Source organism: Polaromonas sp. (genome assembly GCF_043778355.1).
GTDB lineage: Bacteria > Pseudomonadota > Gammaproteobacteria > Burkholderiales > Burkholderiaceae_C > Polaromonas.
The window spans coordinates 1-25241 of the sequence record NZ_JAYWHI010000055.1; the positions used below are offsets into that span (position 1 = coordinate 1).

Sequence of the window (25241 nt, forward strand, 5' to 3'; positions counted from 1 at the left end):
CCCTGCAACTTCACTGGTTTTGCGATTGCGATCAATTCTTGTTTGCATTAACATCTGGATATCCGCCCTACTTTATCGATGGACCTATGTTTAAAACCACATCTTCCCTGGCCGCAATCACTTTGGCATCTGCCAGCCTGTTCAGTGCCGCGAGCCCCGCGCTTGCGCAAGAGCAGGTGGTCAACCTGTATTCTGCCCGCCACTACCAGACCGACGAAGGCATGTACGAGGCCTTTACCCGCACCACCGGCATCAAGATCAACCGCGTGGACGCTGATGACGCCGGCATTCTGGCGCGCCTGAAAGCCGAAGGCGCGGCCTCGCCAGCCGATGTGATCCTGCTGGTGGACGCCGCCCGCCTGGCCTCGGCCGATGCCCAGGGCCTGTTCCAGCCGATCAGGTCCAAGGTGCTCGACGCGGCGATTCCGTCCAACCTGCGCGCCGCGCCCACCGCTGACGGCGTGACCTGGACCGGTTTTTCGACCCGCGCCCGCGTCATTGTTTACGACCCGGCCCGCGTGCAAGCCAGCGACGTGGACACTTACGAAAAACTCGCCGACCCCAAACTCAAGGGCCTGGTCTGCACCCGCTCGGGTTCGCATCCCTACAACCTCTCACTGTTTTCCACCGTGGTCGAGCGCCTGGGCGACGCCAAAGGTGAAGCCTGGCTCAAGGGCGTGGTCGCCAACATGGCGCGCGCGCCCAAGGGCGGCGACACTGACCAGATCAAGGCCGTGGCTTCCGGCGAATGCGGCGTGGCGCTGACCAACAGCTATTACGTGGCGCGCCTGATCAAGTCCGACAAGGCCGACGACAAAGCCGTCATGCAAAAGGTGAAGATCATGTTCCCGAACCAGGCGACATCCGGCACCCATGTGAATATCGCCGGTGCGGCGGTGGCCAAACATGCCAAGAACCAGGCCAACGCCGTGAAGTTCATGGAATTTCTGTCCAGCGCGTTTGCGCAAGACTACTTTGCCAACGGCAACAACGAGTTTCCGGCCGCCAAAGGCGTGAGCGCCAGCAACCCGGCGATTGTGGCCATGGGCGGCGCAGGCTTCAAACCCGAAACCATCCCGCTCGGTGTGGTCGCCAAAAACCAGGTCAAGGTGCAGCAGATGCTGGACCGGGTTGGTTATAAGTAACGCCCCCACGTTCGCTCGCTTCGAGCCTGCGGCGGCTCCCTGCGCCTTGCACGGAAGAAAGGTGCGGTGCGCCTGCGGGCCGGCAGAGCCGGGCCCGCGGCCCCTGCTTGAAAAGAGAGCCACGCATGACGATAAAAAGCCCGGTCCACCGGGCTTTTTTTATGCCCGATAATCGGTGTTGACGTTGACGTTCACGTCAACTCTACAACACCCCGTCTCCTCTTCCAGCTCTTCATCTTCCCAAGGAATTCTCATGGACATCGCAGGCAAAGTATTTATCGTCACCGGCGGCGCATCCGGCCTGGGTGAAGGCACGGCTCGCATGCTGGCCGCCAAGGGTGGCAAGGTCGTCATCGCCGACATGCAGGTCGACAAGGGCGAGGCGATTGCCAAAGACATAGGCGGCGCCTTCGTCAAGTGCGACGTCAGCCAGGAGGCCGACGGCCAGGCCGTCGTGGCCAAGGCAGTCTCCATGGGCAAACTCATGGGCCTCGTCAACTGCGCCGGCATCGCCCCGGCGGAAAAAACCGTTGGCAAAAACGGCGCGCACAAGCTGGACGTGTTCACCAAGACCATCATGGTCAACCTGATCGGCAGCTTCAACATGATCCGCCTGGCATCCGAGGCCATGTGCAAAAACGAGCCTGAAGCCACCGGTGAGCGCGGCGTGATGATCTCCACCGCCTCGGTCGCGGCCTACGACGGCCAGATCGGCCAGGCCGCCTACAGCGCGTCCAAGGGCGGCGTTGTCGGCATGACGCTGCCCATCGCACGCGACCTGGCGCGCAACGGCATCCGCAACATGACGATTGCACCCGGCATCTTCGGCACACCGATGATGTTCGGCATGCCGCAGGAAGTGCAGGACTCGCTGGCCGCCTCCGTGCCCTTCCCGAGCCGCCTGGGTACGCCGCAGGATTACGCCAAACTCGCGCAGCACATCTTTGAAAACGACATGCTCAACGGCGAAGTGATCCGCCTCGATGGCGCGATCCGCCTCGCCCCGCGTTAAGTCCGCGCCATCTTCGCTATCTTATTGATAGCTAGTTGCGCCCGTTTGATATGGGTTGGAGGCCGATTTGACCCATCAACGGGGCAAGTCGGCTTTTTTTCAGCTACTTACAAATCATGGGCGGTGCACGGGCGGCTCGCGCCCTTTGCACCGGCACGCCAGGTTTAACATGGCACGCTTGACCACCGGAGCGCGTTCATGACAACCACACCCTCCTTGAAGCCGTTCGCCTTCCCGCTCGCCGCCGGCGCGCTGGCAGCCACCCTGCTGCTGGCCGCCTGCAGCAGCACGCCGCCGCTGGCCTACAACGTGCCGCAGCAACCCGAGGGCGCCTCGGGCTACACAGAGAAACCGGGCTGGGCCACCCGCAAATTCGCCGTCGCTGCCGCCAACCCGCTGGCCACCGACGCTGGCTACCAGGTGCTCAAGGCTGGCGGCTCGGCCATCGACGCGGCGATTGCGGTGCAGATGGTGCTGACCCTGGTCGAGCCACAGTCCAGCGGCATCGGCGGCGGCGCGTTTTTGCTGCATTCCGACGGCAAGGCGGTCGAGGCCTTCGATGGCCGCGAAACCGCGCCGACCGCGGCCGATGAAAAGCTGTTCCTCGGTGCCGACGGCAAACCGCTGGCCTTCATCGACGGCGTGGTCGGCGGCCGCTCGGTCGGGGTGCCCGGCACGGTGCGCATGCTGGAGATGGCGCACAAGCAGCACGGCAAGCTGCCCTGGGCGCAACTCTTCACGCCGGCCATCACGCTGGCTGAGAGCGGCTTCCGGGTCAGCGCCCGCCTGAACACCCTGCTGAAAACCGAGCAGCATCTGAAAAAAGACCCGGTCGCCCTCGCCTACTTCTACCAGGCCAACGGCGAGCCGCTGGCCACCGGCACGCTGCTGCGCAACCCGCCGCTGGCCGATGTGCTGAAAAAAATCGCCGCCACGGGCTCCAAAGCCCTGCTCGAAGGCGAGGTGGCGCAGGCCATCGTGGCCAAGGTGCAGGGTCACCCGACAAACCCCGGCAAGTTGAGCCTGGCCGACATGGCCAGCTACCAGGCCAAAAAACGCGCGCCGCTGTGCCATGACTACCGCGCCCAGTCGCGCGACTACCGCATTTGCGGCATGCCGCCGCCGAGCTCGGGCGCGATTGCCATCGGACAAATTCTTGGCATGCTGGGCAACACCAACGCGGCCAGCTTGCCACTGGTCACCGGCAACAGCGGTAGCCCCGGCATGCCCGGCCCCACACCGTCGGCCGACTGGCTGCATCTGTACACCGAGGCCTCGCGCCTGGCCTTTGCCGACCGCGCGCAGTACCTGGGTGACCCGGACTTTGTGCAGGCGCCGGGCGGCAACTGGATGAGCCTGCTCGCCCCGACCTACCTGGCCGAACGCAGCAAACTGATCGCGCAGCAGCCCGGCGGGCAAAGCATGAAAACCGGCAAGCCGGGCGTTCCTGGCGCTGTCAGTACGGCCTATGCGCCCATGCCGGACCAGCCAGAATACGGTACCTCCCACATCAGCATCATCGACGGCTTCGGCAACGCGGTTGCGATGACCACCACGATTGAAGACCAGTTCGGCTCACGCCAGATGGTCCGCGGCTTTTTGCTCAACAACGAGCTGACCGACTTCAGCTTCGCGCCCGCCGACGTGGAGGGCAAGCCGGTGGCGAACCGCGTGCAGCCTGGCAAACGACCGCGCTCGTCGATGGCGCCCACGCTGGTGTTCGACAAGGCCAGCGGCGAGCTGGTGATGAGCGGCGGCAGCCCCGGCGGCGCGCTGATCATTCACTACACCGCCAAGACGCTCTACGGCGTGCTCAACTGGGGCCTGATGCCGCAGCAGGCCATCAACCTGCCCAATTTCGCCTCGCTCAACGGGCCGACCATCCTCGAAGAAAACCGCTTCGCGCCGGCCACGGTGGAGGCGCTCAAGGCGCGCGGCCACGAGGTGCGCGAGACCGCCATGACCAGTGGCCTGCAGGCGATAGCGCGCGGTCAGGCGCATGGCACACCGCTGCTGCTGGGTGGCGCCGACCCGCGCCGTGAAGGTGTGGTGATGGGCGACTGAGGCCCGGATTGGACACCAAAAGTGCCTCTAGCCCATGACCGGCGGTCCTAAGTCGCTATCAATCCGGTAGCGTCTTGCCATCCGGTGCGGTGCCTTCCACCCGCAAGGGGTTGACCGGCGCCGGTTCCGGCGGCTCGTCGATGCGTTCATATTCGGAGATCACCTGGGCGCCCAGCAGCAGCAGCGTCGCGGCAATCTCCAGGCTCAGCAGCACCACAATCGCCGTGGTCAGCGAGCCGTAAACCACGTTGACCTGCGACAGCGTACCGAAGTACCAGACCAGCAGGTGCCGCGTGATCTCCCACAGCAGCGCCGCCGTCACGCCGCCAATCAGCGCATGCCGCCACGACAGCTTGCCGACCGGCATCACCATGTAGACCGAGGTCAGCAGGAAGATCTCTCCGGTCAGCCCCAGCAGGTAGAGCAGCAACCCAGACACCCCGCTGAGCGACCATTCACGGCCCAGCACATCGACGCTTTCCTCACCCATGGCGCGCAGCCCGCCCGACACCAGCGTCACCACCAGCAGCCCGGCGCCCAGGCTGATGATGTAGCAATACGGCAGCAGCGCCGAGACAATGAAGCGCCGGCGCCGCACCGCGATACGGTGCAAAAAGATCACCGACATGGCGTTTTCCAGCACAGTAAAAGCCAGCGAGCTGAAGAACAGCATGGTGCCCAGCAACACCCAGCCGATCACGTCGCGGTGCGCCAGAAAGGTCGCGAGTTCGGCCACCACCGCGCGCGACTGCACCGGCATCAGCCACTCCAGGTAACGGCCCAGCGTCCGAAGCAGCTCGGCCTGGTCAATCACATGCGACAGCGCAATGATCACCAGGATCAGGAGCGGAACAATTGACAGCAGCGCGTAATACGCCACCGCACCGGCCAGCAGCAGGCCCTGGTTGGCGCGAAAACCCTTGAGCACGCGCCAGGCAAAGGCGGCAGGGTTGGCCAGCACATGGGCGGCCTGGTGACTGAGAATTTGCATCGAAGCATGGTAGCCGCAGAAGACGGGCCATGGTGTCAGCGCCGGCCGGGTTCCGGGGTCGGGAAGGCACAATACGGACGTGGCCATTCCCCAATCATTCATCCAGGAGCTTTTGGCGCGCGCCGACGTGGTCGACATCGTCGGGCGCTATGTGCAGCTCAAGAAGGGCGGCGCCAATTTCATGGGGCTGTGCCCCTTCCACGGCGAAAAATCGCCCTCTTTCAGTGTCAGCCCGTCCAAGCAGTTCTACCACTGCTTCGGCTGCGGCAAAAACGGCAACGCGATCAGCTTTTTGATGGAGCACGGCGGCATGACTTTTGTCGAAGCCGTGAAAGACCTGGCCCAGCAGTACGGCCTGCAGGTGCCCGAAGACGACGTTTCGCCGCAGGAGCGCGCCCGCGCCGCCCAGCAGCGCGAGCAGCAAGCCACCTTGACCTCGGTGCTGGAAAAAGCCGGCATCGCCTATATCAAACATTTGCGTCATTCGCCGCGCGCCATCGACTACCTCAAGGGCCGCGGCCTGTCGGGAGAAATCGCCAAAACCTTCGGCCTCGGCTACGCGCCCGAAGGCTGGCGTGCGCTGGCCAGCGTCTTCCCCGACTACAACGACCCGCTGCTGGTCGAAAGCGGCCTGGTCATCACCGGCGAAGCGGGTGAAGAAAATTCACAGGGAAAATCGGGTGAAGCGAAACGTTACGACCGCTTCCGCGACCGCATCATGTTCCCGATCCGCAACGTCAAGGGCGAGTGCATCGGTTTCGGGGGCCGCGTGCTCGGCGATGAAAAACCCAAATACCTCAATTCACCCGAAACCCCGGTCTTCAGCAAGGGCCGCGAGCTGTATGGCCTGTTTGAGGCGCGCGCTGCGCTGCGCGAACACGGCTACGCATTGGTCACCGAGGGTTACATGGACGTGGTCGCCCTGGCCCAGCTCGGTTTTGCCAACGCCGTAGCCACGCTGGGCACGGCCTGCACCAACGACCATGTGCAAAAGCTGTTTCGCTTCACCGATGCGGTGGTCTTCAGCTTTGACGGTGACAGCGCCGGCCGCCGCGCGGCGCGCAAGGCGCTGGACGCCGCCCTGCCCTTTGCCACCGATGTGCGCAGCGTCAAGTTTTTGTTCCTGCCTGAAGAACACGACCCCGACAGCTTCATCCGCGCCAACGGCCAGGACGGTTTTGCCGCCGCCGTGGCCAAGGCCGTGCCGCTCAGCAAATTCATGCTGGAAGCCGCCGCCGAAGGCTGCGAGCTCGACACCGCCGAAGGCCGGGCCCACATGGCCAGCAATGCGCGGCCGCTCTGGAGCCTGCTGCCCGACGGCACGCTCAAACGCCAGTTGCTCGCAGAGATTGCCGACCAGGTGCTGATCGACAGCCGCGAGCTGCTGCAGATCTGGCAGCCCGCAAACGCCCGAGACTATAAAAATAATAGCGCCACACGCCCGTCCGGCAAGGGCCAGCGACCTAAAACACCTGAAATGTCGGGCGGTGCGCCGCATTTCGAGGAGTTTTCCGGAAACTTTGCCGACCTGCACGACGAGGGCGCCTACGCCGCTTCCCTGCCCATGGACGCCGGCGCGTCCGGTCGCAGCTTTGGCGCCCCCCCAGGCGCCAGCCGTCCCACACGGCGACTAGCTGGCCGCGTGTTGCCAGCCAGCCGTGAGGACCGGGTGCTGCGCCTCATGCTGACCGACCCGCAAAGCTGGGACAAGCTCAGCAACGAGGAGCATGGCCTGCTGTGCGAGTTGCCGGCGCCGCACGGCCCGCTGTTTGTCTGGCTGGAGAGTCAGTTGCATGAACACGGCCCGCAGCCCTGGGCTGCGCTGCGCGAGGGCCTGCGTGAGCACCCGCAGGAAAAACACGCGATTGACCAGATCGCCCAGCTCCCCGAAGGCATCGACTGTGACTGGAACGAGGTACGCGCCATCCTGGACCAGCTTCTCAAGCTCAAGCGCCAGCAGGAAATGGTCAATTTGCTGCCCCAGGTGATGGCTGACCCGGCGGCCCGGCAGCGTTATGAAGCGCTCTCGGCCCTGCTGAAAAAAAGCTGATTTCAGGCTGATTTTGATGCCCAAAAATGAGGCATCCGGGTATAATCCAACTTTCCGCTACGGCAAGCGCGACAGCAGCACCTCCGGCAACCGCCCCCCGCAAGAACGGGACCACACTGGTTGAGGGCAATTTCTCCGCAAGGACTGCACACCAAATGTTCGCCCAAACAACTTGCCTGGGGGCCTGAAAAGGCCCTATGCCCAGCCCTCCGGCCCCGGGCATTTTTTGTGCCTGTGCTCCGGTTCCGCCGGTGCCGGGAACCCAGTCTGTTGAAGGAAGTTTTCATACCGGGAGTTCGCCATGCCTGCCCAAAAGCCAAGCAAGTCCGTCAAAGCCGTGCCCAAGCCCAAAGCCGCAGCCAAAACTGCTGCCCGACCGCCCGTCAGGAAGACAGCCAGCCAACTTGAAAAACCCGCAAAAACCGCCATCTCCAGACCAGTTCCCGGCAAAAAAGCCGCAGCGCCCAAAGCGCCCCTGAAATCCGAAAAGTCCGTCAAGAAAGCCCCCCCTGTGCCGACCAAGTCTCCCGCCTCCCCTGCCAAACCTCTTGCCAAAAAAGACACCCCGCTAAAGGCCGCGCCGGCCGCTGTGGCTGCTGAAGTGCCCGTCAAGAAAAAACCTGGCCGCCCGCCGAAAAACCCCGCGGCTGCGGTTGAAACTGGCGGCGCCAAACGCGGCCGCAAACCCAAGGTGGCCGGCAAGGTGGTTGGCGACGAGGACATGTCGGACATTGAAGACGACCTGGTCGGCGAACCCGTGCCGGAGACGACTGAAAAGGTCAAACCACTGCGCATGAAAATCAGCAAGGCGAAAGAACGCGCCTTGATGAAAGAGTTCGGCCTGGACGAAACCGTGCTGTCCGAAGAAGACATGGCCAAGCGCCGTGCGCGCCTGAAGGCGCTGATCAAGCTCGGCAAAACCCGCGGCTACCTGACCCACGGCGAAATTTCCGATCACCTGCCCGACAAGCTGATTGACGCCGAAACGCTGGACGCGGTCATCGTCACCCTGAACGACCTCGGCGTCGCTGTGTACGAGCAGACACCTGACGCGGAAACCCTGCTGATCACCGCCAATGCCCCGGCTGGCGCCACCGAAGAAGAAGCTGAAGAAGCCGCCGAAGCGGCCCTCTCCACCGTGGACAGCGAATTTGGTCGCACCACCGACCCGGTGCGCATGTACATGCGCGAGATGGGCACGGTCGAGCTGCTGACGCGCGAAGGTGAGATCGAGATCGCCAAGCGCATCGAGGGCGGCCTGATGAAGATGATGGAAGCCATCTCTGAAAGCCCGGCCACGATTGCCGAAATCCTGCGCCTCGGCGAAGACATCCGCGAAGGAAAAGTCGTCATCTCCACCGTGGTCGATGGCTTTTCCAACCCCAATGAGGCCGACGACTATGTGGCCGAAGAAGACTTTGACGAGTTCGACGAAGAAGACGACGACGACGGCAAGGGCGGCTCCAAGGCGTTGACCAAAAAACTCGAAGAGCTCAAGAAGGAGGCGTTGACCCGCATCGATACCATCGCCTCCCTGTTCGAGAAGGTCCACAAGACTTATGACAAGGAAGGTTACGGCACGCCAGCCTATGTGAAGGCGCAGAAGGCGCTCAGCGACGAGCTGATGACCGTGCGTTTCACCGCCAAGACGATTGAAAAACTCTGCGACCTGCTGCGCGGCCAGGTGCTGGACGTGCGCAAGAAAGAGCGCGAGCTGCGCCGCATCATCGTCGAGAAGTGCGGCATGCCGCAGGAAGTGTTCATCAAGGACTTCCCGCCCAACCTGCTGAACCTCAAGTGGGTCGAGAAACAGGTGGCCGCCAACAAACCCTGGTCGGTCATCATGGCGCGCAACATCCCGCCGATCCAGGAACTGCAGACCAAGCTCGGTGAGTTGCAGGCGCGTGTGGTGGTGCCGCTGGGCCAGCTCAAGGACATCAACAAGCGCATGAACGAAGGCGAGACCAACTCGCGCGATGCCAAGAAAGAGATGATTGAGGCCAACCTGCGTCTGGTGATCTCGATCGCCAAGAAGTACACCAACCGCGGGCTGCAGTTCCTCGATTTGATCCAGGAGGGCAATATCGGCCTGATGAAAGCAGTGGACAAGTTCGAATACCGCCGCGGCTACAAATTCTCGACCTACGCCACCTGGTGGATTCGCCAGGCGATCACGCGCTCCATCGCGGACCAGGCCCGCACCATCCGCATCCCGGTGCACATGATAGAGACCATCAACAAGATGAACCGCCTGTCGCGCCAGCACTTGCAGGAATTCGGCTTTGAGCCGGACGCCAGCATCCTGGCCGCCAAGATGGAGATTCCTGAAGACAAGATCCGCAAGATCATGAAGATCGCCAAAGAGCCGATCTCGATGGAAACACCGATCGGCGACGACGACGACAGCCACCTCGGCGACTTCATCGAAGACAGCGCCAACACCGCACCTCTGGAAGCCGCGATGCAGGCCGGCCTGCGCGATGTGGTCAAAGACATCCTCGACAGCCTGACGCCGCGCGAAGCCAAGGTGTTGCGCATGCGTTTCGGTATCGAGATGTCGACCGACCACACACTCGAAGAAGTCGGCAAACAGTTCGACGTGACGCGTGAACGCATCCGCCAGATCGAAGCCAAGGCGCTGCGCAAGCTCAAGCACCCTTCGCGCTCGGACAAGCTGCGTAGTTTCATCGATACGCTGTAAAGCCTGAAGCTCGGCTTTGCGGCTGACACAAAAAAAGCCCCGGACCGCTTGCGCAGTCCGGGGCTTTTTTCCTGCCTGAACCGCGGTTCAGGCAAGGGGCTTCAGGGCGCGCGTTTGACCAGCAGCGGCTGGGTCACGCCGTCCACGCCGACCAGTGACAACACCGTCAGCAGCGTGCTTTGCGGGCCCAGCCAGGCATTCACCGGGGAGTACCATTCTCCGGGCCCATGCGCGCCACCGCCCACGCCGCCGCTGCCCAGCGTGACCGCCGGGATGCCCAGGCTGATCGGCAGGTTGGAGTCAGTGCTGGATGCGGCCAGGCTTTTGACTTCGCCACCGACCGTGGCGACGGCCCGGCGTGCAGCGCTCACCATCGGTGAATCCGCCTGGCCGGCGCCGGCCGGGCGGTCGCCCACCAGCTTGAACTCGACCTTGATCACGTCCTTCTTGTCCCAACGCTTGTTTTCCTCGTCAGCCGCCTCGCGGGCCAGCACCATGATTCGGTCCTCCAGTTTCTTGAGTTCCACGGCACTGTTGGAGCGCATGTCCAGGCCCAGTTCCGCCTCGGCTGCAATCGCATTGACCGAGGTGCCGCCCTTGAGCGTGCCCACGGTGTAGGTCGTCTTGGGTTCATCGACAGTCCGGACCTCGCTGATCTTGGCAATCGCGCGGCCCAGTGCATGGGTGGCCGACGGCAGGCCAAAGGCCGAAAAGCTGTGGCCGCCTGGCCCGGTATAAATGATGCGGAAGCGGCGGCTTCCGGTGGCCTGGTTCACGATGCGGCCGATGTCCAGGCCATCCAGCGAGATAAAGCCGTCAATCGCCTTGTTGTCGCGAAACAGTGCCTTGACGCCACGCAGGTCGCCCAGCTCTTCTTCGCCGACGGTGCCAACAAACACGATGTCACCGACTGTTTTGAGCTGGGCCTGATTCAGCGCACGCAGCACGCTGAGCAGCGATGCCAGACCGCGGCCGTCGTCATAAATGCCGGGTGCTTCGTAACGGTTGCCCTTGACCTTGACCTTGACATCGGTGCCTTCCGGAAAGACCGTGTCCAGGTGGGCCGACACCACCAGCACCGGACCTTTGCCGCTGCCCTTGCGCACTGCAATCACGTTGCCTTCGGCATCGATGCGTGCGTCAGGCAGACCCAGGGCCTGCAGCCGCTTCTGATATTCCTGGGCGCGCACAGCCTCCTTGAAGGGCGGCGCCGGAATTTCCGTCAGCTCGATCTGGTCCTTGAGCGTGCGCTCGTCATCCGCCTTGAGGAAGTCCACCGCCTGCTTGACACCGGCATGTGCTGTCAGTTTGGAAAACGCGGCTTCAGTGGCCGGGCTGATGGGTGGCAGGACCGCCTGGGACCAGGTTGCGCTGACCGCGAGCGAAAGTGTGGCGGCAGTAAAAAGGCGTCGTAGCATGGAATCTCCCTTTGGGTTTATTGAAGGTTGGCGGGCGCCGCGTCGATCAGCCGGTAGAACACACCGCTGGGATCGTTCTCCAGCAGCATCAGGCGCCCCTCAACCACGACCGGCTCCGTCGAGTATTTCACGGCGCTGCGCGCGCGCACCTCGACCACGGCCTCTGGCCCGGCCGTCAGGCAAAACGGGCATGTGGGCGACCAGGCCGACAACAAGAAATACCTGTGTGTCTGGCCGGCTTCAATCGGCAGGATATAGCCCTGCAGCTTGACCGTCCTGCCGTTCAGGGGCCGCAAGGCCTCCGGAAAGGCCGGGCCCAGTTTGCCTTTGCTCATCTTGATGGTGGCCGTGGTGAGCAGGGACCAGGGGACAGCGCCGCGGGCATCGGGCAGCATGGACTTGGTCGGGTCGTGAGGGGTGACGACGGCGCCGGTCGCGGCGGTCTGGGCCTGGACCGCGAGTGAGGGCATCCAGGCCGACAGGCAAACCAGGGCCAACCGGGCCAGCAAAGACCTCAGATCGGGCTGCAGCAGGCGGACAAGTGTCATGCATGCAGTGTAGCAAGCGGCCCCGTGCACCCGCCGTCAGTCCGCCCCTTGTTTCATTCTGCTCACAGGTGTGCGCAGCGCGCCTGCTGCAAGGTGGGCTCAGACGGGGAATTCTTCGGTATCCACTTCGCTGGCACTTTGCGCGCTGTAACGGTTGCCGGTCACCGTGCGCTGGTTGATCAGAGTCTCCAGCTTTGCCAGCAGGCCCGCGTCGAGCCGGACAGCCATCGCACCCAGGTCCTCCTGCAGATGCGCCACACTGGTGGTGCCGGGAATCGGCACGATGTGCGGTGCCTTGTGCAGCAACCAGGCCAGCGCCAGTTGCGCCGGCGTGCAACCGGCTTCCAGCGCCAGGGCCTTGTACGACGGCAGCAGCTTCAGGTTGGCGGCGTAGTTGTCAGGCGTAAAACGCGGCATGGCCGTGCGGATGTCTTTGGGCTGCAGCGCGGCGGCGTCTGGCAACGCATCACACAGAAAGCCGCGCGCCACCGGACTGAAGGCCACAAAGGCTGCGCCCAGTTCGTGGCAGGCTTGGAGCACCGCGATCTCGGGATTGCGCGTCCACAGCGAATACTCGGTCTGCACAGCCGCAATCGGGTGTACCGCATGCGCCTTGCGCAGCGTTGCGGCCGACACTTCGGACAGCCCGATACTGCGCACCTTGCCCGCGTGGACCAGATCAGCCATGGCGCCCACACTGTCTTCAATCGGCACCTTTTTGTCCCAGCGGTGCAGGTAATACAGATCGATCACATCGGTCTGCAGGCGCTGGAGGCTGTCTTCGCAGTTTTTGCGAATCGTCTCGGGCCGGCCATCAATGACACGTTTGACACCATCGTCAAACTGCACACCCGCCATGCCGCCCTTGCTGGCCAGCGTGAAACGGCTGCGATGCCTGGACAGCACCTTACCAACCAGCGCTTCGTTGGCGCCAAAGCCATACAGTGCCGCCGTGTCAAACAGCGTGACGCCGGCATCAAGCGCCGCCAGCAACACACGTTCACCCTGCTCTGCCGAGGGCGGCGTGCCGTAGGCGTGGCTCAGGTTCATGCAGCCCAGGCCCATGGCCGAGACCTCAAAATCACCCATCTTTCTCGTTTGCATGCAGGCTTCCTCGTAAAACGTGATGCGGAGATAGACCGATTTTCACCGGCTTGTCATCCCGGACAGAGCCTGTCCCGGACTTGATCCAGGATCCATGCCGTTCGACCCACCGACGCCCACGCCGGGGCCATGGACTACGGGTCAAGCCCGCAATGACAGTCAAAGGCGGGCCGCTCAGCCCGCGTTGAGCTGCTGCTCCAGATTGTGCAGCACCTGGTAACAGGGCAACACTTTGGCCACGCTGGAATTCGGCTCTCGCCCTTCACGGATGGCAGCAAAAAATTCGCGGTCCTGCAGTTCAATTCCGTTCATCGACACATCCACCTGACTCACGTCGATTTTTTCCTCCTTACCGTTGAACAGGTCGTCATAACGGGCCAGATAAGTGGCGGTGTCGCCGATGTAGCGGAAGAAGGTGCCGAGCGGACCGTCGTTGTTGAAGCTCAGCGACAAGGTGCAGATCGCGCCATTGGCCGCCTTGAGCTGGATGCTCATGTCCATGGCAATGCCCAGCGCCGGATGAATCGGCCCCTGGATGGCGTTGGCTTTCACGATGGGGCTGCCGCACTGATACGCAAACAAATCAACCGTGTGCGCCGCGTGGTGCCACAGCAGGTGGTCGGTCCAGCTGCGCGGCTGGCCCAGCGCATTCATGTTGCTGCGGCGGAAGAAATAGGTCTGCACATCCATCTGCTGGATGTTGAAGCGGCCGGCCGTGATTTCCTTGTGCACGTACTGGTGGCTCGGGTTGAAGCGGCGCGTGTGGCCGCACATGGCCACCAGGCCGGTCTGTTTCTGCAACGCCACCACCTCCTGCGCGCCCTTGAGCGTGTCGGCCAGCGGGATCTCGACCTGCACATGTTTGCCGGCCCTCATGCAGGCCATCGACTGTTCGGCATGCATCTGCGTCGGCGTGCACAGGATGACGGCATCGACTTCCTTGAGCGCCAGGCTGTCGGCCAGATCGGTGCTGACGTGGGCGATGCCGTATTTGGCGGCCACTTCTTTCGTTTTCTTGAGGTCACGGCTGATCAGCGAGACAACCTCCACGCCATCAATGTTTTTGATGCCGTCCAGGTGTTTGATGCCGAAGGCGCCTGCGCCTGCCAAGGCGACTTTGATGGTTTTTGACATTTACTTGTTCTCCAGGATCAGATGGCCCACCGCGGTATTGCTGGCAGGCACATGGTAAAAACGGTGCGCAACTTTGGGCGCAGGGCCGCCGGCCACGTCGGACATGGCGCCGCGGGCGATCAGCCACATCACGAGCTCGATACCTTCCGAGCCGGCCTCGCGCACATAGTCGATGTGCGGCTTGGACGCCAGGGCTTCCGGGTCGGCGATCAGCTGATCCAGGAAAGCGTTGTCGAATTCCTTGTTGATCAGCCCGGCGCGCGGGCCCTGCAACTGGTGACTCATGCCGCCCGTGCCCCAGATCTGCACATTGAGCGGCTGGTCGAAACTCTCAATGGCCTTGCGGATGGCCTTGCCCAGTTCGAAGCAGCGCCGGCCCGAAGGCACCGGGTACTGCACCACATTGACGGCAAACGGGATCACCGGGCAGGGCCAGGCCTGCGCCTGGCCGCACATCAGCGACAAGGGCACGGTCAGGCCGTGGTCCACATCCATCTTGTTGACGATGGTCAGGTCGAAGTCCTGCTGGATCACCGACTGCGCGATGTGTGCGGCCAGCTCCGGGTGCCCCTGCACCACCGGCACAGGGCGCGGTCCCCAGCCTTCGTCGGCCGGCGTGAAGGATTCGGCGCAGCCAATGGCAAAGGTCGGAATCATGTCCAGGCTGAAGGCGGTGGCGTGGTCGTTGAAGACCAGAAAAATCACGTCGGGTTGGTTGTCCTTCAACCACTGCTTGCCAAACTCGTAGCCCTGGAACACCGGCTGCCAATATGGCTCCTGGGTTTTGCCGAGATCGAGCGCGGCGCCAATGGCGGGCACGTGCGAGGTGTAGACGGAAGCGGTAATTTTTGCCATGTTCATGAATTCCGGGTTGCGCCGGCCTGGCCTTGCGGCTGCCGGTGGGCCTGTGCTGTGCCGTCCTCGCCAACCACGCGGTTGCCTTCGACCGAACGGCCACCGGCAATCATCATGTTGCGGTATTCGTCCTCGGTCATGCCGGTCATGCTGCCGGCCATCTGCTGAAAACTCTTGCCATCGGTCGCGCCGATTTTGGCCAGAAAGTAAATATTGCCGCCGGCCTTGATGCAGCGGTTCAGGTCGCGCGCCAGCACCGCCTGCTTCTGCTCTTCGCTCATCGGCCACTCATCAAGGTAGGCGCGCTCATCGGCCTTGAAGCGGGTACGGTTGTCCGCCTTCATCAGCGACATGCAGAACTGGTTCAGGTGGTAACCCAGACGCGACTGCTCGGCATCAAAAATGGTGGTGCCTGGGACATCCAGGTAAGGTTTTTCGAGAGGCATATTGGTTTTCCGTTTCCGTTCTCCCTGAGCTTGTCGAAGGGTGACTTCGATAGGCTCATCTCGAACGGTGTTGACTCTCAGCGCCAGTACAGCCGGGTCGGGTTGTCCACGAGCAGCTTGCGTTGCAATTCGGGCGTGGGGGCGATCTGGGGAATGTAGTCCACCAGCAGGCCGTCGTCCGGCATGTGGTCTTTCAGGTTCGGGTGCGGCCAGTCGGTGCCCCAGAGCACACGGTCGGGAAAGGTCTCGACCAGACGCCGGGCAAAAGGCACCACATCGCGGTAGGCGTTTTGCTCACCGTTCAGGGCTGGCGGGCCGGACAGGCTCAGGCGCTCCGGGCAACTGACCTTGCTCCAGATGTTCTCGTGCTCGCGCATCATTTTCTCAAACAGCGCGAACTCCGACCCGTCTACCGGTTTGCTCACATCGGGCCGACCCATGTGGTCCACCACCACGGTGGTCGGCAAGGCGGTGAAAAAGTCGTAGAGCTCGGGCAGGTCCTGGGCCTCGAAATACACCACCACATGCCAGCCGAGCGGCGCGATGCGGTTCGCAATCTCCAGCAAGACCTCGCGCGGTGTGAAGTCAGCCAGCCGCCTGACGAAGTTGAAACGTGTGCCGCGCACACCTGCCGCATGCATGTCCTGCAGCTCTGCGTCAGAGACATCGCGTTTGACCGTGGCCACACCGCGCGCCTTGTTGTTCGAATGCTTCAGCGCATCGACCAGCGCGCGGTTGTCACTGCCGTGGCAGGTCGCCTGCACAATCACGTTTTTGTCAAAACCCAGATGGTCGCGCAGGGCGAACAACTGGTCTTTCGACGCATCACACGGCGTGTACTTGCGCTCGGGCGCATAGGGAAACTGGGCGCCCGGCCCGAACACATGGCAATGCGCGTCCACCGCGCCGGGTGGCAGTTTGAAGCGGGGCTTGGCCGGGCCGGTGTACCAGTCAAGCCAGCCGGGGGTTTTTTCGAATGTCATCCTGTTCATTCCTAAAACTTGTCAGGGGGTGTGAGTCCGTATGTCATTGCGGACTCGATCCGCAATCCATGACCCGGCGTCCTCCACCTGGCACTGCAGAGGATGGATCCCGGATCCAGTCCGGGATGACATGTGGGTATTCATAAGGTTCAGTCGATGTACCTGAGTCCGGCTTTTTCCAGCGGCCCGCGCATGCTGTACATGTCCAGGCCCAGAACGCCGGAGCCCAGTTTGGCGCGCTTCTCGCCTTCGTTGGCTTCGCGGGCTGCGGCGGCATCGGCGGTTTTGGCTGCCAGCGCAGCCGGCACCACCACCACGCCGTCGTCATCAGCCACGATCACATCGCCGGGGTTGACACTCATGCCGGCGCACACCACCGGAATATTGACCGAGCCCAGCGTGGCCTTGACCGTGCCCTTGGAACTGATGGCCCGGCTCCACACCGGAAAACCCATCTCCTGCAGCGTCTTCACGTCGCGGCAGCCGCCGTCGATGATCAGGCCGCGTGCGCCGCGCGCCATGAAACTGGTGGCCAGCAGGTCGCCAAAAAAACCGTCGGTGTTGTCGGAGGTGCAGGCCGCCACCACGATGTCACCAGGCTGAATCTGCTCGGCCGCCACATGCATCATCCAGTTGTCGCCGGGCTGCAGCAGCACGGTCACCGCCGTGCCGGAAATCTGCGCGCCGGGGTAGATCGGACGCATGTAGGTTTTCATCAGGCCCACGCGGCCCATGGCTTCATGCACCGTGGCCGAGCCATATTGCGCGAGTCTGTCGGCCGCAGCGCGGTCGGCCCGTGTGATGTTGCGGTAAACAACGCCTAGTTCGAACATGTTCATTTCCCCTTTTGTTTGAGCAGCGCGTCCAGGCGCGGAAACACGCGGCGCGTGTTGGCTTCGTAAATCTGGTGCTTGTCATCGGCGCTCAGGATGGTGGAGGCCTCGATGTAGCGCTTGGTGTCGTCGTAATAGTTGCCGGTCTCCGGATCGATGCCGCGCACGGCACCAATCATCTCCGAGGCGAACAACACGTTTTTCACCGGGATCACGGTGTTGAGCAGGTTGATGCCCGGCTGGTGGTAGACGCAGGTGTCAAAAAAGACGTTGTTGAGCAGGTGGTCGGCCAGCAACGGCTTTTTCATCTCCTGCGCCAGGCCACGAAAGCGCCCCCAGTGGTAAGGCACGGCGCCGCCGCCGTGCGGGATCAAAAAGCGCAGCGTCGGGAAGTCCTTGAACAAATCGCCCTGGATCAGCTGCATGAACGCCGTGGTGTCGGCGTTCAGATAATGCGCGCCGGTGGTGTGAAAAGCCGGGTTGCAGGAGGTGGACACATGAATCATGGCCGGCAGGTCGTACTCGACCATCTTTTCATAAACCGGGTACCAGAGCCTGTCGGTCAGCGGCGGGCTGGTCCAGTGGCCGCCCGAGGGATCGGGGTTCAGGTTGATGCCGACGTTGCCGTAGTCCTTCACGCATTTTTCCAGCTCGGGGATGCAGGTCCTGGGATCGACACCCGGCGACTGCGGCAGCATGGCGACCGGCACAAAATGGTCGGGAAAGAGTTGGCTCACGCGAAAGCAGAGTTCGTTGCAGATCGCGGCCCAGGTCGAGGACACCTCGAAGTCGCCGATGTGATGGGCCATGAAACTGGCGCGCGGCGAAAACAGCGTGATGTCGCTGCCGCGCTCTTTCATCAGGCGCAACTGGTTCGTTTCTATGGACTCACGCAGCTCGTCGTCGCTGATCTTCAGGTCCGCCACGCGTGGCTTGACCGACGGGTCCTTGATGCTGGCGATCTGCTGGTTGCGCCAGGCCTCCAGAGCCTTGGGCGCGGTGGTGTAGTGGCCGTGGCAGTCAATGATGAGGCTCATGTGTTCTCCTGTGTTCGTGTTGTGTTGGTGTTGTGTTTGTGTTCGATTCAGGCCGGCTCCATGCCCTGGCGCAGTTTGGCCTCGGCGGCCTGCGGCGAGCGCATGTAGTCCAGCAGGGCGCGCACCCGCCCGGCCTGCGCGGAGCCAACCGGAACGCTGGCATGCATACCGGCAGAAAAAGTGGTGGTGATCTGGATGGCGGCCGGCAAGGGGCCCACCACGGTGATGCCTTCGACATGGAGCAGCTCGCTCAGTTGCTGGAAGCCCAGCTCGACCTCACCGCGCGCCACCAGCGTGCCAACCGGGACACCCGGCGGTGCCTGTACCATGCGGCCGGCAATTTCGCCAGCGATGCCCCAGCGTTCAAACAAGTGGGCCAGCGCCACCCCACTGGGCCCGGTCGAGCAGCTGATGCTGCGCGCGGCCAACACCGCGCGTTTGACCGCGTCTTCCGAAGCCATGTCAGGCAGCGGCGCGCCAGCACGTACCGCTGCGGCAACACCGGAGCGAACCAGATCGACCTTGCTGCCCGCCTGAAGGTGGCCCGCCGCCAAAAGTTTGTCGATGGCATCGGAGGCCAGCACCACCACGTCAAAGGCTTCACCGGCCAACACACGTTTGGCGGCATCGACACCGCCCACCGCCTCTACCGTTACCCTGCAACCGCTCTGCCGTTCAAATGCCGACGTCAGTTCGGCCAGCACCTGGCGGGTGGCCATGGATGAAATTCCCCTGAGCGCGAGAGCGGCGGTTTGCATGGGGCCATTCTGGGGGCTTGTGCGGCGCGGGAAAAGGCCTCGCCGCGACTATCAGGTATACCATTTGGGCATAATTGACCAAAGGTTATTCAAAATGGACCTCAAGCAGCTCGAATACTTTGTGCGGGTCGCGGAACTGGGCAGTTTCACCCGCGCCTCGATTGCGCTGGACATTGCCCAGCCCGCGCTGAGCCGACAGGTACGCCTGCTGGAAGTCGAGCTGCGGCAAAACCTGCTGACCCGCACCGGTCGAGGCGCCCTGCCAACCGAGGCCGGCAAACTGCTGCTCAAACACGGGCGCGGCATTTTGCACCAGGTAGAGGTCGCGCGCGAAGAACTGGGCGCTGTGCGTGGCAACCTGGCCGGCCGCGTCTCCATCGGCCTGCCGCCCAGCCTGTCCAAGCTTGTCACGGTGCCGCTGACCCAGGCCTTCCGGCGACAACTGCCTCTGGCGCAACTGACATTGACGGAGGGGTTTTCGGTGCTGATGCAGGAGGGTCTGCGTGTCGGCAATCTCGACATGGCCGTGCTCTACAACTCCGAACGCTCCCCCGAACTGGAAACGACCACCCTGAATTCTGAGGAGCTGGTGCTCATTTCACGAAAAAGCAGCGACAAGGCAGGCGCTGCCAAAAAGTCCATCAAGGGCAAGCACCTGCCGATCACCCTCGCAGAAGTGGCCAAGCTGCCCCTGATCCTGCCTAGCCGGCCGAATGCGTTCCGCATCCTGGTCGAAGGCGAAATGATCACGATAGGCTGCAAGCCGCAGATCACGCTGGAGGTGGACGGCCTGAACGCCATCCTGAGTCTGGTCAGGGAAGGCATGGGTCACGCCGTGCTACCAAGTTACACCTTGAGCAATGCCGAAGATCCAGCGCGGTTTACCTTGCGCAGCATCCGCTCGCCGCGCATCATGAGCGAATTGACGCTGGTGCGTTCATCGCGGCGCGCCAGCACCGACACCCAGAAAAAGGCGATCGACCTGCTCACCTCCGTGGTGATCGAAGCGATCAAACCGTATGCCTGAAACAAACAACAAACAATAAATAATAAACAACAGACCATGAGCCGGCTGACACACACGCTTGTTCTCGCCGCCGCCGTGCTGGCCGCCGGCACGGCTGGCGCCCAGGGCAACACCGCCGCCCCTGTGACCTATCCGGTCAAACCGATCCGTCTCGTTGTGCCCTTCACGCCGGGCGGCAGCACTGACATTCTGGCGCGCGCCATCGGCCTGGAGCTGACAAAGGCCTGGGGCCAGCCCGTCGTGATCGACAACCTGCCGGGCGCGGGTGGCAGCCTGGGTGCCGACAAGGTGGCCAAAGCCCCGGCCGATGGCTATACCCTGCTGATGGGCCACATCGGCACCCTCGCGGTCAACCCGTCGCTCTACCCCGCCCTGCCCTATGACCCGATCAAGAGTTTTACGCCAGTGGCCTGGGTGGCGCGTGTCCCCAATGTGCTGGTGGTGAACCCGCAGGTGGCCGCACGTTCAGTGAAAGAGCTGGTGGCGCTGGCCAAGTCACGCCCCGGTCAGCTCAACTACGGCTCCGGCGGCAACGGCAGCGCGGCCAACCTGGCCACCGAATACTTCAAGCTGCAGACCAGCACCTCACTGCTGCACATTCCCTACCGGGGCACAGCACCGGCCATCAATGACCTGATCGGCGGGCAGATCCAGGTGCTGTTCACTGGCGCCCCCGCCGTACTGAGCCAGATCAGGAACGGTCAATTGCGGGCACTGGCTGTTTCCTCACCGCAGCGCCTGACGGCCTTGCCCGATGTGCCCACGGTCGCCGAAGCCGGCTACAAGGATTTTGAAGCCGACCAGTGGTACGGCGTGGTCGCGCCGGCGGGCACGCCGCGCGAGGTGGTCATCAAGCTCAACTCGCAGATCAACCTCTCGCTGAACGCCGCAGAACTCAAGACACGGCTGAACAGCGAAGGCGCCGTCGCCACGCCCACCACGCCTGAGGCCTTTGGCAAACACATCGCCAGTGAAATCACCCGCTGGAAACCGGTGATCCTGTCGGGCCGGGTCAAAACGGACTGAAGGGGTGCTTGTCATCCCGGACTCGATCCGGGATCCAAGCATGTTCCAGCGCAAAGGCGCGCGAGGCATGGATTGCGGGTCAGGCCCGCAATGACACTCGTCAGGAAGTTGATTTAGCAGCCAGCAAGCGATCCGCGTTTCACGACCGACACTCCTTCAACAGGCAGGCCTGCACTTTTTATTGCGTGGGGATTTTCGCGCGGACGATCACATCACCCCAGCGTTTTGTTTCGCTGGCCAGCAAGGCAGCGGCCTGCTCTGGTGAACTGGCGCGCGCCTCGACATTCAGGTCGGCCAGTTTCTTTTTGACGTCTGCCGAATTGACGGCCGCGTTGATTTCCTTGTTGAGCCGGGCAATCACGTCCTTGGGGGTTTTCGCCGGCGCAGCCAGCGCGTTCCAGCTGGACGCCACAAAAGTCGGCAGACCGCTTTCCTTCGCTGTGGGCACATCCGGCAACACGGCGGCACGTTTGTCGCCGGTGACGGCCAGTGCACGCAGCGCGTTGGCCTTGATCTGCGGCAACACCGGCCCCAGGATTTCGACCGCAGCGTCAAGCTGCCCACCGCGCAGTGCCGTAATGACCGCAGGCGTGCCGTTGAACGGAACAATCTGCATGTCCACGCCCGCACTGGTTTTGAACAGCTCGGCCGCCAGATTCTGCGTGCTGCCGACGTTGATACTGCCGAGGTTGACCTTGCCGGGGTTGGCCCGGGCAAACGCCAGCAGCTCGCCCAGGTTTTTGAACTTCGAGTCGGCGGGTGTGATGAGCGCAATGTCAAAAAATCCAAGCGTCGATACTGGCGCGAAGTCGCGCACCGTGTCGAAGGGCAAGGATTTAAACAGGCCGGCGCTGACCGCCGTGCCGTTGGACATCAGCAGCAGCGTGTGGCCATCGGGCTCGGCCTTGGCCACCGCATCGCCGGCCACCACCCCGCCGGCGCCGGGCTTGTTGTCTATCACCACCGGCTGGCCCAGCGACTCGCTGAGCTTTTGCGCCACCGTGCGTGCCGTCAGGTCAGCCACGCCGCCGGCACCAAAAGGCACAACGATCCTGAGGGCTTTGCCAGGAAAGGTTTGGGCGGCAACCGGCAAGGCCAGCATCAACGCGGCCAGGAGGCCGCAAACCAGGCGTTGGAAGTTCATGAGAAGTCTCCAGGAGCTGGCCTGTTGGCCAAAAGTCATGAGTAAAAGCGGCACCAGCCCATAACAACAGAGCGTGGTCAGCTATTGATTCGATAGCACCCCAGCAACCGCGCAGGGCGTGCCCTAACCCACAAACCTGACCAGCCACAGCGATATGGGTGGGAACGCGAGCAACAAGATGGTGCGAAGTACATCGCTGACCAGGAAAGGCATCACGCCCTTGTAACTTTCAGAAATGGGGACGTCCTTGGCCATGCCGTTGACCACATAGACGTTCAACCCGACCGGCGGCGCCAGCAGGCCAAAGCCCACCGTCATCAGCACCATGATGCCGAACCAGATGGCAACCGATTCCTTGGGCATGCCAAAGTCCAGCCCCATCACCACCGGGAAGAAGATCGGAATCGTCAGCAGGATCATGGACAACTCGTCCATCACCGCGCCCAGCACCACGTAAAACAGCAGGATGCCCGAGACCACCAGCACCGGCGCCACGCCCCAGCCCTGGATCACGCTGGCCAGTTGGGCCGGCACCTGGGTCAGGGCCAGGGCCGTGTTCATCATGTCGGCGCCGATGAAAATCATGAAGATCATGGCGCTGGCGGCGGCTGTCGAATAAAAACACAGCTTGATTTTCTGCAGCGTCAGCTCACGCCTGAGCAGAGCCGCGACAAAAGTCGCCGCTGCGCCGACACCCGCGCCCTCGGTGGGCGTGAACAGCCCGCCGTAAATGCCGCCAAACACGATGACGAAGATGATGGCAATCGGCGCCACGGCCAGCACGCCAGCCAGTGTCATGCGCGGGCGGTCTTCGTCATGCTCGGGTGCGTGGCCGGGAAACAGGCGCACATACACGGCGATGGCGATCATGTAACCGCACATGGCGATGATGCCGGGGATGGTGGCCGCAGCAAACAGCTTGGCAATGTTCTGCTCGGTCAGGATCGCGTAGATCACCAGCGGAACCGACGGCGGAATCAATATGCCCAGCGTGCCGCCCGCGGCCAGTGTGCCGGTGGCCAGCCGCCCGGAATAACCATGGCGTTTCATCTCGGGCAGGGCCACCGAGGTGATGGTGGCCGCCGTGGCAATCGACGAGCCGCAGATGGCGCCGAAGGCCGCGCTCGCCATCACCGCCGCCATGGCCAGGCCGCCGCGAAAGCCCGCCATGACCACGCTGGCAAACTGGAACAGGGCCTTGGAGATGCCGCCCTGGGTGGCGAAGTTGCCCATCAGGATAAACAGGGGAATAACCGACAGGTCGTAGCTGGCAAAACGCGCATAGGCCAGGCCGTTGAGATTGTTCAGAAACGGGGCCAGCCCGACCTGGTAGAGGTAACCGAACACGCCCGCGATAAACATCGAAATGGCAATCGGCACACGGATCGCCATCAGGCCCAGCATGCACGCAAAAATGAGGCCCGCCAACATCAAGGTGCTCATTTGGCCAGCTCCGGAAAATCGCCATACACGGTCTGGGTCACGGCGATGACGCCCGTCAGCACCATGGGGGGCACCATGAAGGCATAAACGATCCACTCGGGAAAGCCCAGCATCATGGTGGATGAGTTCGAATTGAAGGCGCTGATGCCGCCCACCACAGTGCGCCAGGCCAGCACCAGCAGCACCGCCGCCAACAAGGCACTGCCCACGCGGTCGAGCCGGCTGTTGGCCGCCGCAGACAGGCGTGCGGTGAAAAAGTCAACAATGATGTTTTCACGCCTGAGCTGGCACAGCGGTAAAAACAGGGCCACCGCCGCACCGGCAGCAGCAGCGGTCAGTTCATAGTCGCCGACCAGCGTGGTGCCAATGGTGTTGCGCCCGATCAGGCTGACACAGGTAATCAGCGTGATGACCGTCAGGATCACACCCGCCAGAACCGCGCAGGCTCTGGCCAACAGGGAAAGCAGCTTCAAATCATCACCACCTGTATGTGAACTGCCCCCTTCGCCTTCACGGCAAAACAGGGGGCAGTAATGTTGGCAACACATGCAGGCCGCCAGCGGCCTGCGCGAGTCGGATTATCGTTGGTACTTGGCGATCAATGCGCGCGCTTCGGAAGCGAGCTTGGCGCCGTCGATGTTTTTGCTCTTCATCTCGGCCACCCAGTCGGTCTCGACGGTGGAGGCCGTGCGGCGCCAGCGCTGCGTCTCGGCGATGTCCAGCGCGACGATGTTGTTGCCGGCCTTCTCGGCAATGGCACGGCCAGTCACGTCGCCTTCGTCCATCGCACGCCCGAACAGGGCAGCGGTTTCGATACCGGAGTTGGCGTCAATCACCTTCTTCAGGTCGGCAGGCAACTTGTCGTAAGAAGCCTTGTTCATCGAAAAGGCAAAGGTCTGCGTGTACAGGCCTTCCTTGCCGGCAAAGGTGGTGTGGTTCTTGACCAGTTCGCTGACCTTGAGCGCAGGCGTCACTTCCCAGGGAATGGTGGTGCCCTCGATCACGCCCTTGGACAAGGCGTCGGTCACAGCCGGCACCGGCATGCCCACCGGTGTTGCACCGAGCTTGGTCAGCATGTTGCTGATCACGCGGGAGCCGCCGCGAATTTTCATGCCACGCAGGCTTTCCAGCCCGGTCACCGGAGTCTTGGTGTGAAACAGCCCAGGGCCATGGGTGTGCACCGCAATGATCTTGACGTCCTTGAACTCGTCGGCAGCGAACTTCTCGACGTATTCGTGAAACGCGCGCGACGACTGCTCGGCGTTGCCGCTCATGAAAGGCAGTTCGAACACTTCGGACTTGTTGAAGCGGCCCGGCGTGTAACCCAGCACCGTCCAGGTCAGGTCCACTACGCCATCGCGGGCCTGGTCGAACAACTGGGGCGGTGTGCCGCCCAGTTGCATCGCATGGAACAACTGCACCTTGATCTTGCCGCCCGAGTCTTTCTCGACCTTCTGCGCCCAGGGGATCAGCGCCTTGGCCGGAATGGTGGCCTGCTGCGGCAGCATCTGGTGCAGGCGCA

The 25241-nt window shown here is 62.7% G+C and carries 22 protein-coding genes; 7 read left to right on the plus strand and 15 right to left on the minus strand.

What is annotated here, in order from left to right; all coding sequences use genetic code 11:
- The first annotated feature begins 86 nt into the window (after positions 1 to 86).
- The 3 genes from ACH2CW_RS09140 (at position 87) to ggt (ending at position 4221) form a co-directional block, all read left to right on the plus strand.
- The gene (locus ACH2CW_RS09140) at positions 87 to 1145 is read left to right on the plus strand and encodes an extracellular solute-binding protein (RefSeq protein WP_395057306.1); all 1059 of its coding nucleotides are present in this window, start codon (positions 87 to 89) and stop codon (positions 1143 to 1145) included.
- 253 nt (positions 1146 to 1398) lie between these two features.
- Complete coding sequence (locus ACH2CW_RS09145) at positions 1399 to 2157, plus strand: 3-hydroxyacyl-CoA dehydrogenase (protein ID WP_395057308.1); 759 nt, start codon at positions 1399 to 1401, stop codon at positions 2155 to 2157.
- A 198-nt stretch (positions 2158 to 2355) separates the two neighbouring features.
- On the plus strand, positions 2356 to 4221 hold the full coding sequence (ggt, locus tag ACH2CW_RS09150) for a gamma-glutamyltransferase (RefSeq protein WP_395057310.1): 1866 nt from the start codon (positions 2356 to 2358) through the stop codon (positions 4219 to 4221).
- Positions 4222 to 4279: 58 nt separating this feature from the next.
- Here ggt and ACH2CW_RS09155 read toward each other — a convergent pair whose 3' ends face one another.
- On the minus strand, positions 4280 to 5212 hold the full coding sequence (locus ACH2CW_RS09155; RefSeq protein WP_395057312.1) for a YihY/virulence factor BrkB family protein: 933 nt from the start codon (positions 5210 to 5212) through the stop codon (positions 4280 to 4282).
- 79 nt (positions 5213 to 5291) lie between these two features.
- Here ACH2CW_RS09155 and dnaG point away from each other — a divergent pair, with 79 nt between their 5' ends.
- Positions 5292 to 7262 (plus strand): DNA primase, encoded by a 1971-nt coding sequence (gene dnaG, locus ACH2CW_RS09160; RefSeq protein WP_395057314.1) that lies wholly within the window; start codon positions 5292 to 5294, stop codon positions 7260 to 7262.
- A gap of 301 nt (positions 7263 to 7563) precedes the next feature.
- Positions 7564 to 9963: an RNA polymerase sigma factor RpoD gene (gene rpoD, locus ACH2CW_RS09165; RefSeq protein ID WP_395057316.1), complete on the plus strand. Its 2400-nt coding sequence runs from the start codon at positions 7564 to 7566 to the stop codon at positions 9961 to 9963.
- A 101-nt stretch (positions 9964 to 10064) separates the two neighbouring features.
- Here rpoD and ACH2CW_RS09170 read toward each other — a convergent pair whose 3' ends face one another.
- The 10 genes from ACH2CW_RS09170 to ACH2CW_RS09215 form a co-directional block, all read right to left on the minus strand.
- Entirely contained in the window at positions 10065 to 11381 is a 1317-nt protein-coding gene (locus tag ACH2CW_RS09170; protein WP_395057318.1) for a M20/M25/M40 family metallo-hydrolase, read from the minus strand.
- A 17-nt stretch (positions 11382 to 11398) separates the two neighbouring features.
- Positions 11399 to 11929, minus strand: coding sequence for a hypothetical protein (locus ACH2CW_RS09175; protein ID WP_395057320.1), 531 nt, complete (start codon positions 11927 to 11929; stop codon positions 11399 to 11401).
- Positions 11930 to 12028: 99 nt separating this feature from the next.
- Positions 12029 to 13033: an aldo/keto reductase gene (locus ACH2CW_RS09180; RefSeq protein WP_395057322.1), complete on the minus strand. Its 1005-nt coding sequence runs from the start codon at positions 13031 to 13033 to the stop codon at positions 12029 to 12031.
- A 174-nt stretch (positions 13034 to 13207) separates the two neighbouring features.
- The gene (locus ACH2CW_RS09185; protein WP_395057324.1) at positions 13208 to 14167 is read right to left on the minus strand and encodes a Gfo/Idh/MocA family oxidoreductase; all 960 of its coding nucleotides are present in this window, start codon (positions 14165 to 14167) and stop codon (positions 13208 to 13210) included.
- Entirely contained in the window at positions 14168 to 15022 is an 855-nt protein-coding gene (locus tag ACH2CW_RS09190; protein WP_395057326.1) for a class III extradiol dioxygenase subunit beta, read from the minus strand.
- 2 nt (positions 15023 to 15024) lie between these two features.
- Entirely contained in the window at positions 15025 to 15468 is a 444-nt protein-coding gene (gene ligA, locus ACH2CW_RS09195) for a protocatechuate 4,5-dioxygenase subunit alpha (RefSeq protein WP_395057328.1), read from the minus strand.
- A gap of 77 nt (positions 15469 to 15545) precedes the next feature.
- On the minus strand, positions 15546 to 16451 hold the full coding sequence (locus ACH2CW_RS09200; RefSeq protein WP_395057330.1) for an amidohydrolase family protein: 906 nt from the start codon (positions 16449 to 16451) through the stop codon (positions 15546 to 15548).
- 149 nt (positions 16452 to 16600) lie between these two features.
- On the minus strand, positions 16601 to 17284 hold the full coding sequence (gene ligK, locus ACH2CW_RS09205) for a 4-carboxy-4-hydroxy-2-oxoadipate aldolase/oxaloacetate decarboxylase (protein WP_395057332.1): 684 nt from the start codon (positions 17282 to 17284) through the stop codon (positions 16601 to 16603).
- A gap of 2 nt (positions 17285 to 17286) precedes the next feature.
- On the minus strand, positions 17287 to 18321 hold the full coding sequence (locus ACH2CW_RS09210) for an amidohydrolase family protein (protein ID WP_395057333.1): 1035 nt from the start codon (positions 18319 to 18321) through the stop codon (positions 17287 to 17289).
- A 47-nt stretch (positions 18322 to 18368) separates the two neighbouring features.
- Positions 18369 to 19040 (minus strand): substrate-binding domain-containing protein, encoded by a 672-nt coding sequence (locus ACH2CW_RS09215; protein WP_395057347.1) that lies wholly within the window; start codon positions 19038 to 19040, stop codon positions 18369 to 18371.
- Between the two features lie 133 nt (positions 19041 to 19173).
- On the opposite strand from ACH2CW_RS09215, the gene ACH2CW_RS09220 reads away from it, so the two are divergent.
- Entirely contained in the window at positions 19174 to 20106 is a 933-nt protein-coding gene (locus ACH2CW_RS09220) for a LysR substrate-binding domain-containing protein (protein WP_395057335.1), read from the plus strand.
- 36 nt (positions 20107 to 20142) lie between these two features.
- Positions 20143 to 21132 (plus strand): tripartite tricarboxylate transporter substrate binding protein, encoded by a 990-nt coding sequence (locus ACH2CW_RS09225; RefSeq protein ID WP_395057337.1) that lies wholly within the window; start codon positions 20143 to 20145, stop codon positions 21130 to 21132.
- A gap of 178 nt (positions 21133 to 21310) precedes the next feature.
- Here the strand turns inward: ACH2CW_RS09225 and ACH2CW_RS09230 are convergent, their stop codons facing one another.
- The 4 genes from ACH2CW_RS09230 to ACH2CW_RS09245 all read right to left on the minus strand — a co-directional run.
- Positions 21311 to 22276 carry a tripartite tricarboxylate transporter substrate binding protein gene (locus tag ACH2CW_RS09230; RefSeq protein ID WP_395057339.1) on the minus strand — a complete coding sequence of 322 codons (966 nt, stop codon included), beginning with the start codon at positions 22274 to 22276 and terminating at the stop codon, positions 21311 to 21313.
- 123 nt (positions 22277 to 22399) lie between these two features.
- Positions 22400 to 23719: a TRAP transporter large permease gene (locus ACH2CW_RS09235; RefSeq protein WP_395057341.1), complete on the minus strand. Its 1320-nt coding sequence runs from the start codon at positions 23717 to 23719 to the stop codon at positions 22400 to 22402.
- Positions 23716 to 24192, minus strand: coding sequence for a TRAP transporter small permease (locus tag ACH2CW_RS09240; RefSeq protein ID WP_395057343.1), 477 nt, complete (start codon positions 24190 to 24192; stop codon positions 23716 to 23718). The genes ACH2CW_RS09235 and ACH2CW_RS09240 overlap by 4 nt, the downstream gene beginning before the upstream one ends.
- Positions 24193 to 24297: 105 nt before the next feature.
- On the minus strand, positions 24298 to 25241 hold a 944-nt coding region (locus ACH2CW_RS09245; protein WP_395057345.1), incomplete at its 5' end, for a TRAP transporter substrate-binding protein.

Excerpts from the sequence above, each read along its gene's own strand:
- ACH2CW_RS09145 (WP_395057308.1), top strand. The coding sequence starts at position 1,399 with ATGGACATCGCAGGCAAAGTATTTATCGTCACCGGCGGCGCATCCGGC.
- ACH2CW_RS09185 (WP_395057324.1), bottom strand. The coding sequence starts at position 14,167 with ATGTCAAAAACCATCAAAGTCGCCTTGGCAGGCGCAGGCGCCTTCGGC.
- ACH2CW_RS09175 (WP_395057320.1), bottom strand. The coding sequence starts at position 11,929 with ATGACACTTGTCCGCCTGCTGCAGCCCGATCTGAGGTCTTTGCTGGCC.
- ACH2CW_RS09200 (WP_395057330.1), bottom strand. The coding sequence starts at position 16,451 with ATGACATTCGAAAAAACCCCCGGCTGGCTTGACTGGTACACCGGCCCG.
- ACH2CW_RS09155 (WP_395057312.1), bottom strand. The coding sequence starts at position 5,212 with ATGCAAATTCTCAGTCACCAGGCCGCCCATGTGCTGGCCAACCCTGCC.
- ACH2CW_RS09230 (WP_395057339.1), bottom strand. The coding sequence starts at position 22,276 with ATGAACTTCCAACGCCTGGTTTGCGGCCTCCTGGCCGCGTTGATGCTG.
- ACH2CW_RS09170 (WP_395057318.1), bottom strand. The coding sequence starts at position 11,381 with ATGCTACGACGCCTTTTTACTGCCGCCACACTTTCGCTCGCGGTCAGC.
- ggt (WP_395057310.1), top strand. The coding sequence starts at position 2,356 with ATGACAACCACACCCTCCTTGAAGCCGTTCGCCTTCCCGCTCGCCGCC.
- ACH2CW_RS09180 (WP_395057322.1), bottom strand. The coding sequence starts at position 13,033 with ATGCAAACGAGAAAGATGGGTGATTTTGAGGTCTCGGCCATGGGCCTG.
- ligA (WP_395057328.1), bottom strand. The coding sequence starts at position 15,468 with ATGCCTCTCGAAAAACCTTACCTGGATGTCCCAGGCACCACCATTTTT.
- ACH2CW_RS09140 (WP_395057306.1), top strand. The coding sequence starts at position 87 with ATGTTTAAAACCACATCTTCCCTGGCCGCAATCACTTTGGCATCTGCC.
- ACH2CW_RS09225 (WP_395057337.1), top strand. The coding sequence starts at position 20,143 with ATGAGCCGGCTGACACACACGCTTGTTCTCGCCGCCGCCGTGCTGGCC.
- ACH2CW_RS09190 (WP_395057326.1), bottom strand. The coding sequence starts at position 15,022 with ATGGCAAAAATTACCGCTTCCGTCTACACCTCGCACGTGCCCGCCATT.
- ACH2CW_RS09235 (WP_395057341.1), bottom strand. The coding sequence starts at position 23,719 with ATGAGCACCTTGATGTTGGCGGGCCTCATTTTTGCGTGCATGCTGGGC.
- ligK (WP_395057332.1), bottom strand. The coding sequence starts at position 17,284 with ATGTTCGAACTAGGCGTTGTTTACCGCAACATCACACGGGCCGACCGC.
- ACH2CW_RS09220 (WP_395057335.1), top strand. The coding sequence starts at position 19,174 with ATGGACCTCAAGCAGCTCGAATACTTTGTGCGGGTCGCGGAACTGGGC.
- ACH2CW_RS09210 (WP_395057333.1), bottom strand. The coding sequence starts at position 18,321 with ATGAGCCTCATCATTGACTGCCACGGCCACTACACCACCGCGCCCAAG.
- ACH2CW_RS09215 (WP_395057347.1), bottom strand. The coding sequence starts at position 19,040 with ATGGCCACCCGCCAGGTGCTGGCCGAACTGACGTCGGCATTTGAACGG.
- rpoD (WP_395057316.1), top strand. The coding sequence starts at position 7,564 with ATGCCTGCCCAAAAGCCAAGCAAGTCCGTCAAAGCCGTGCCCAAGCCC.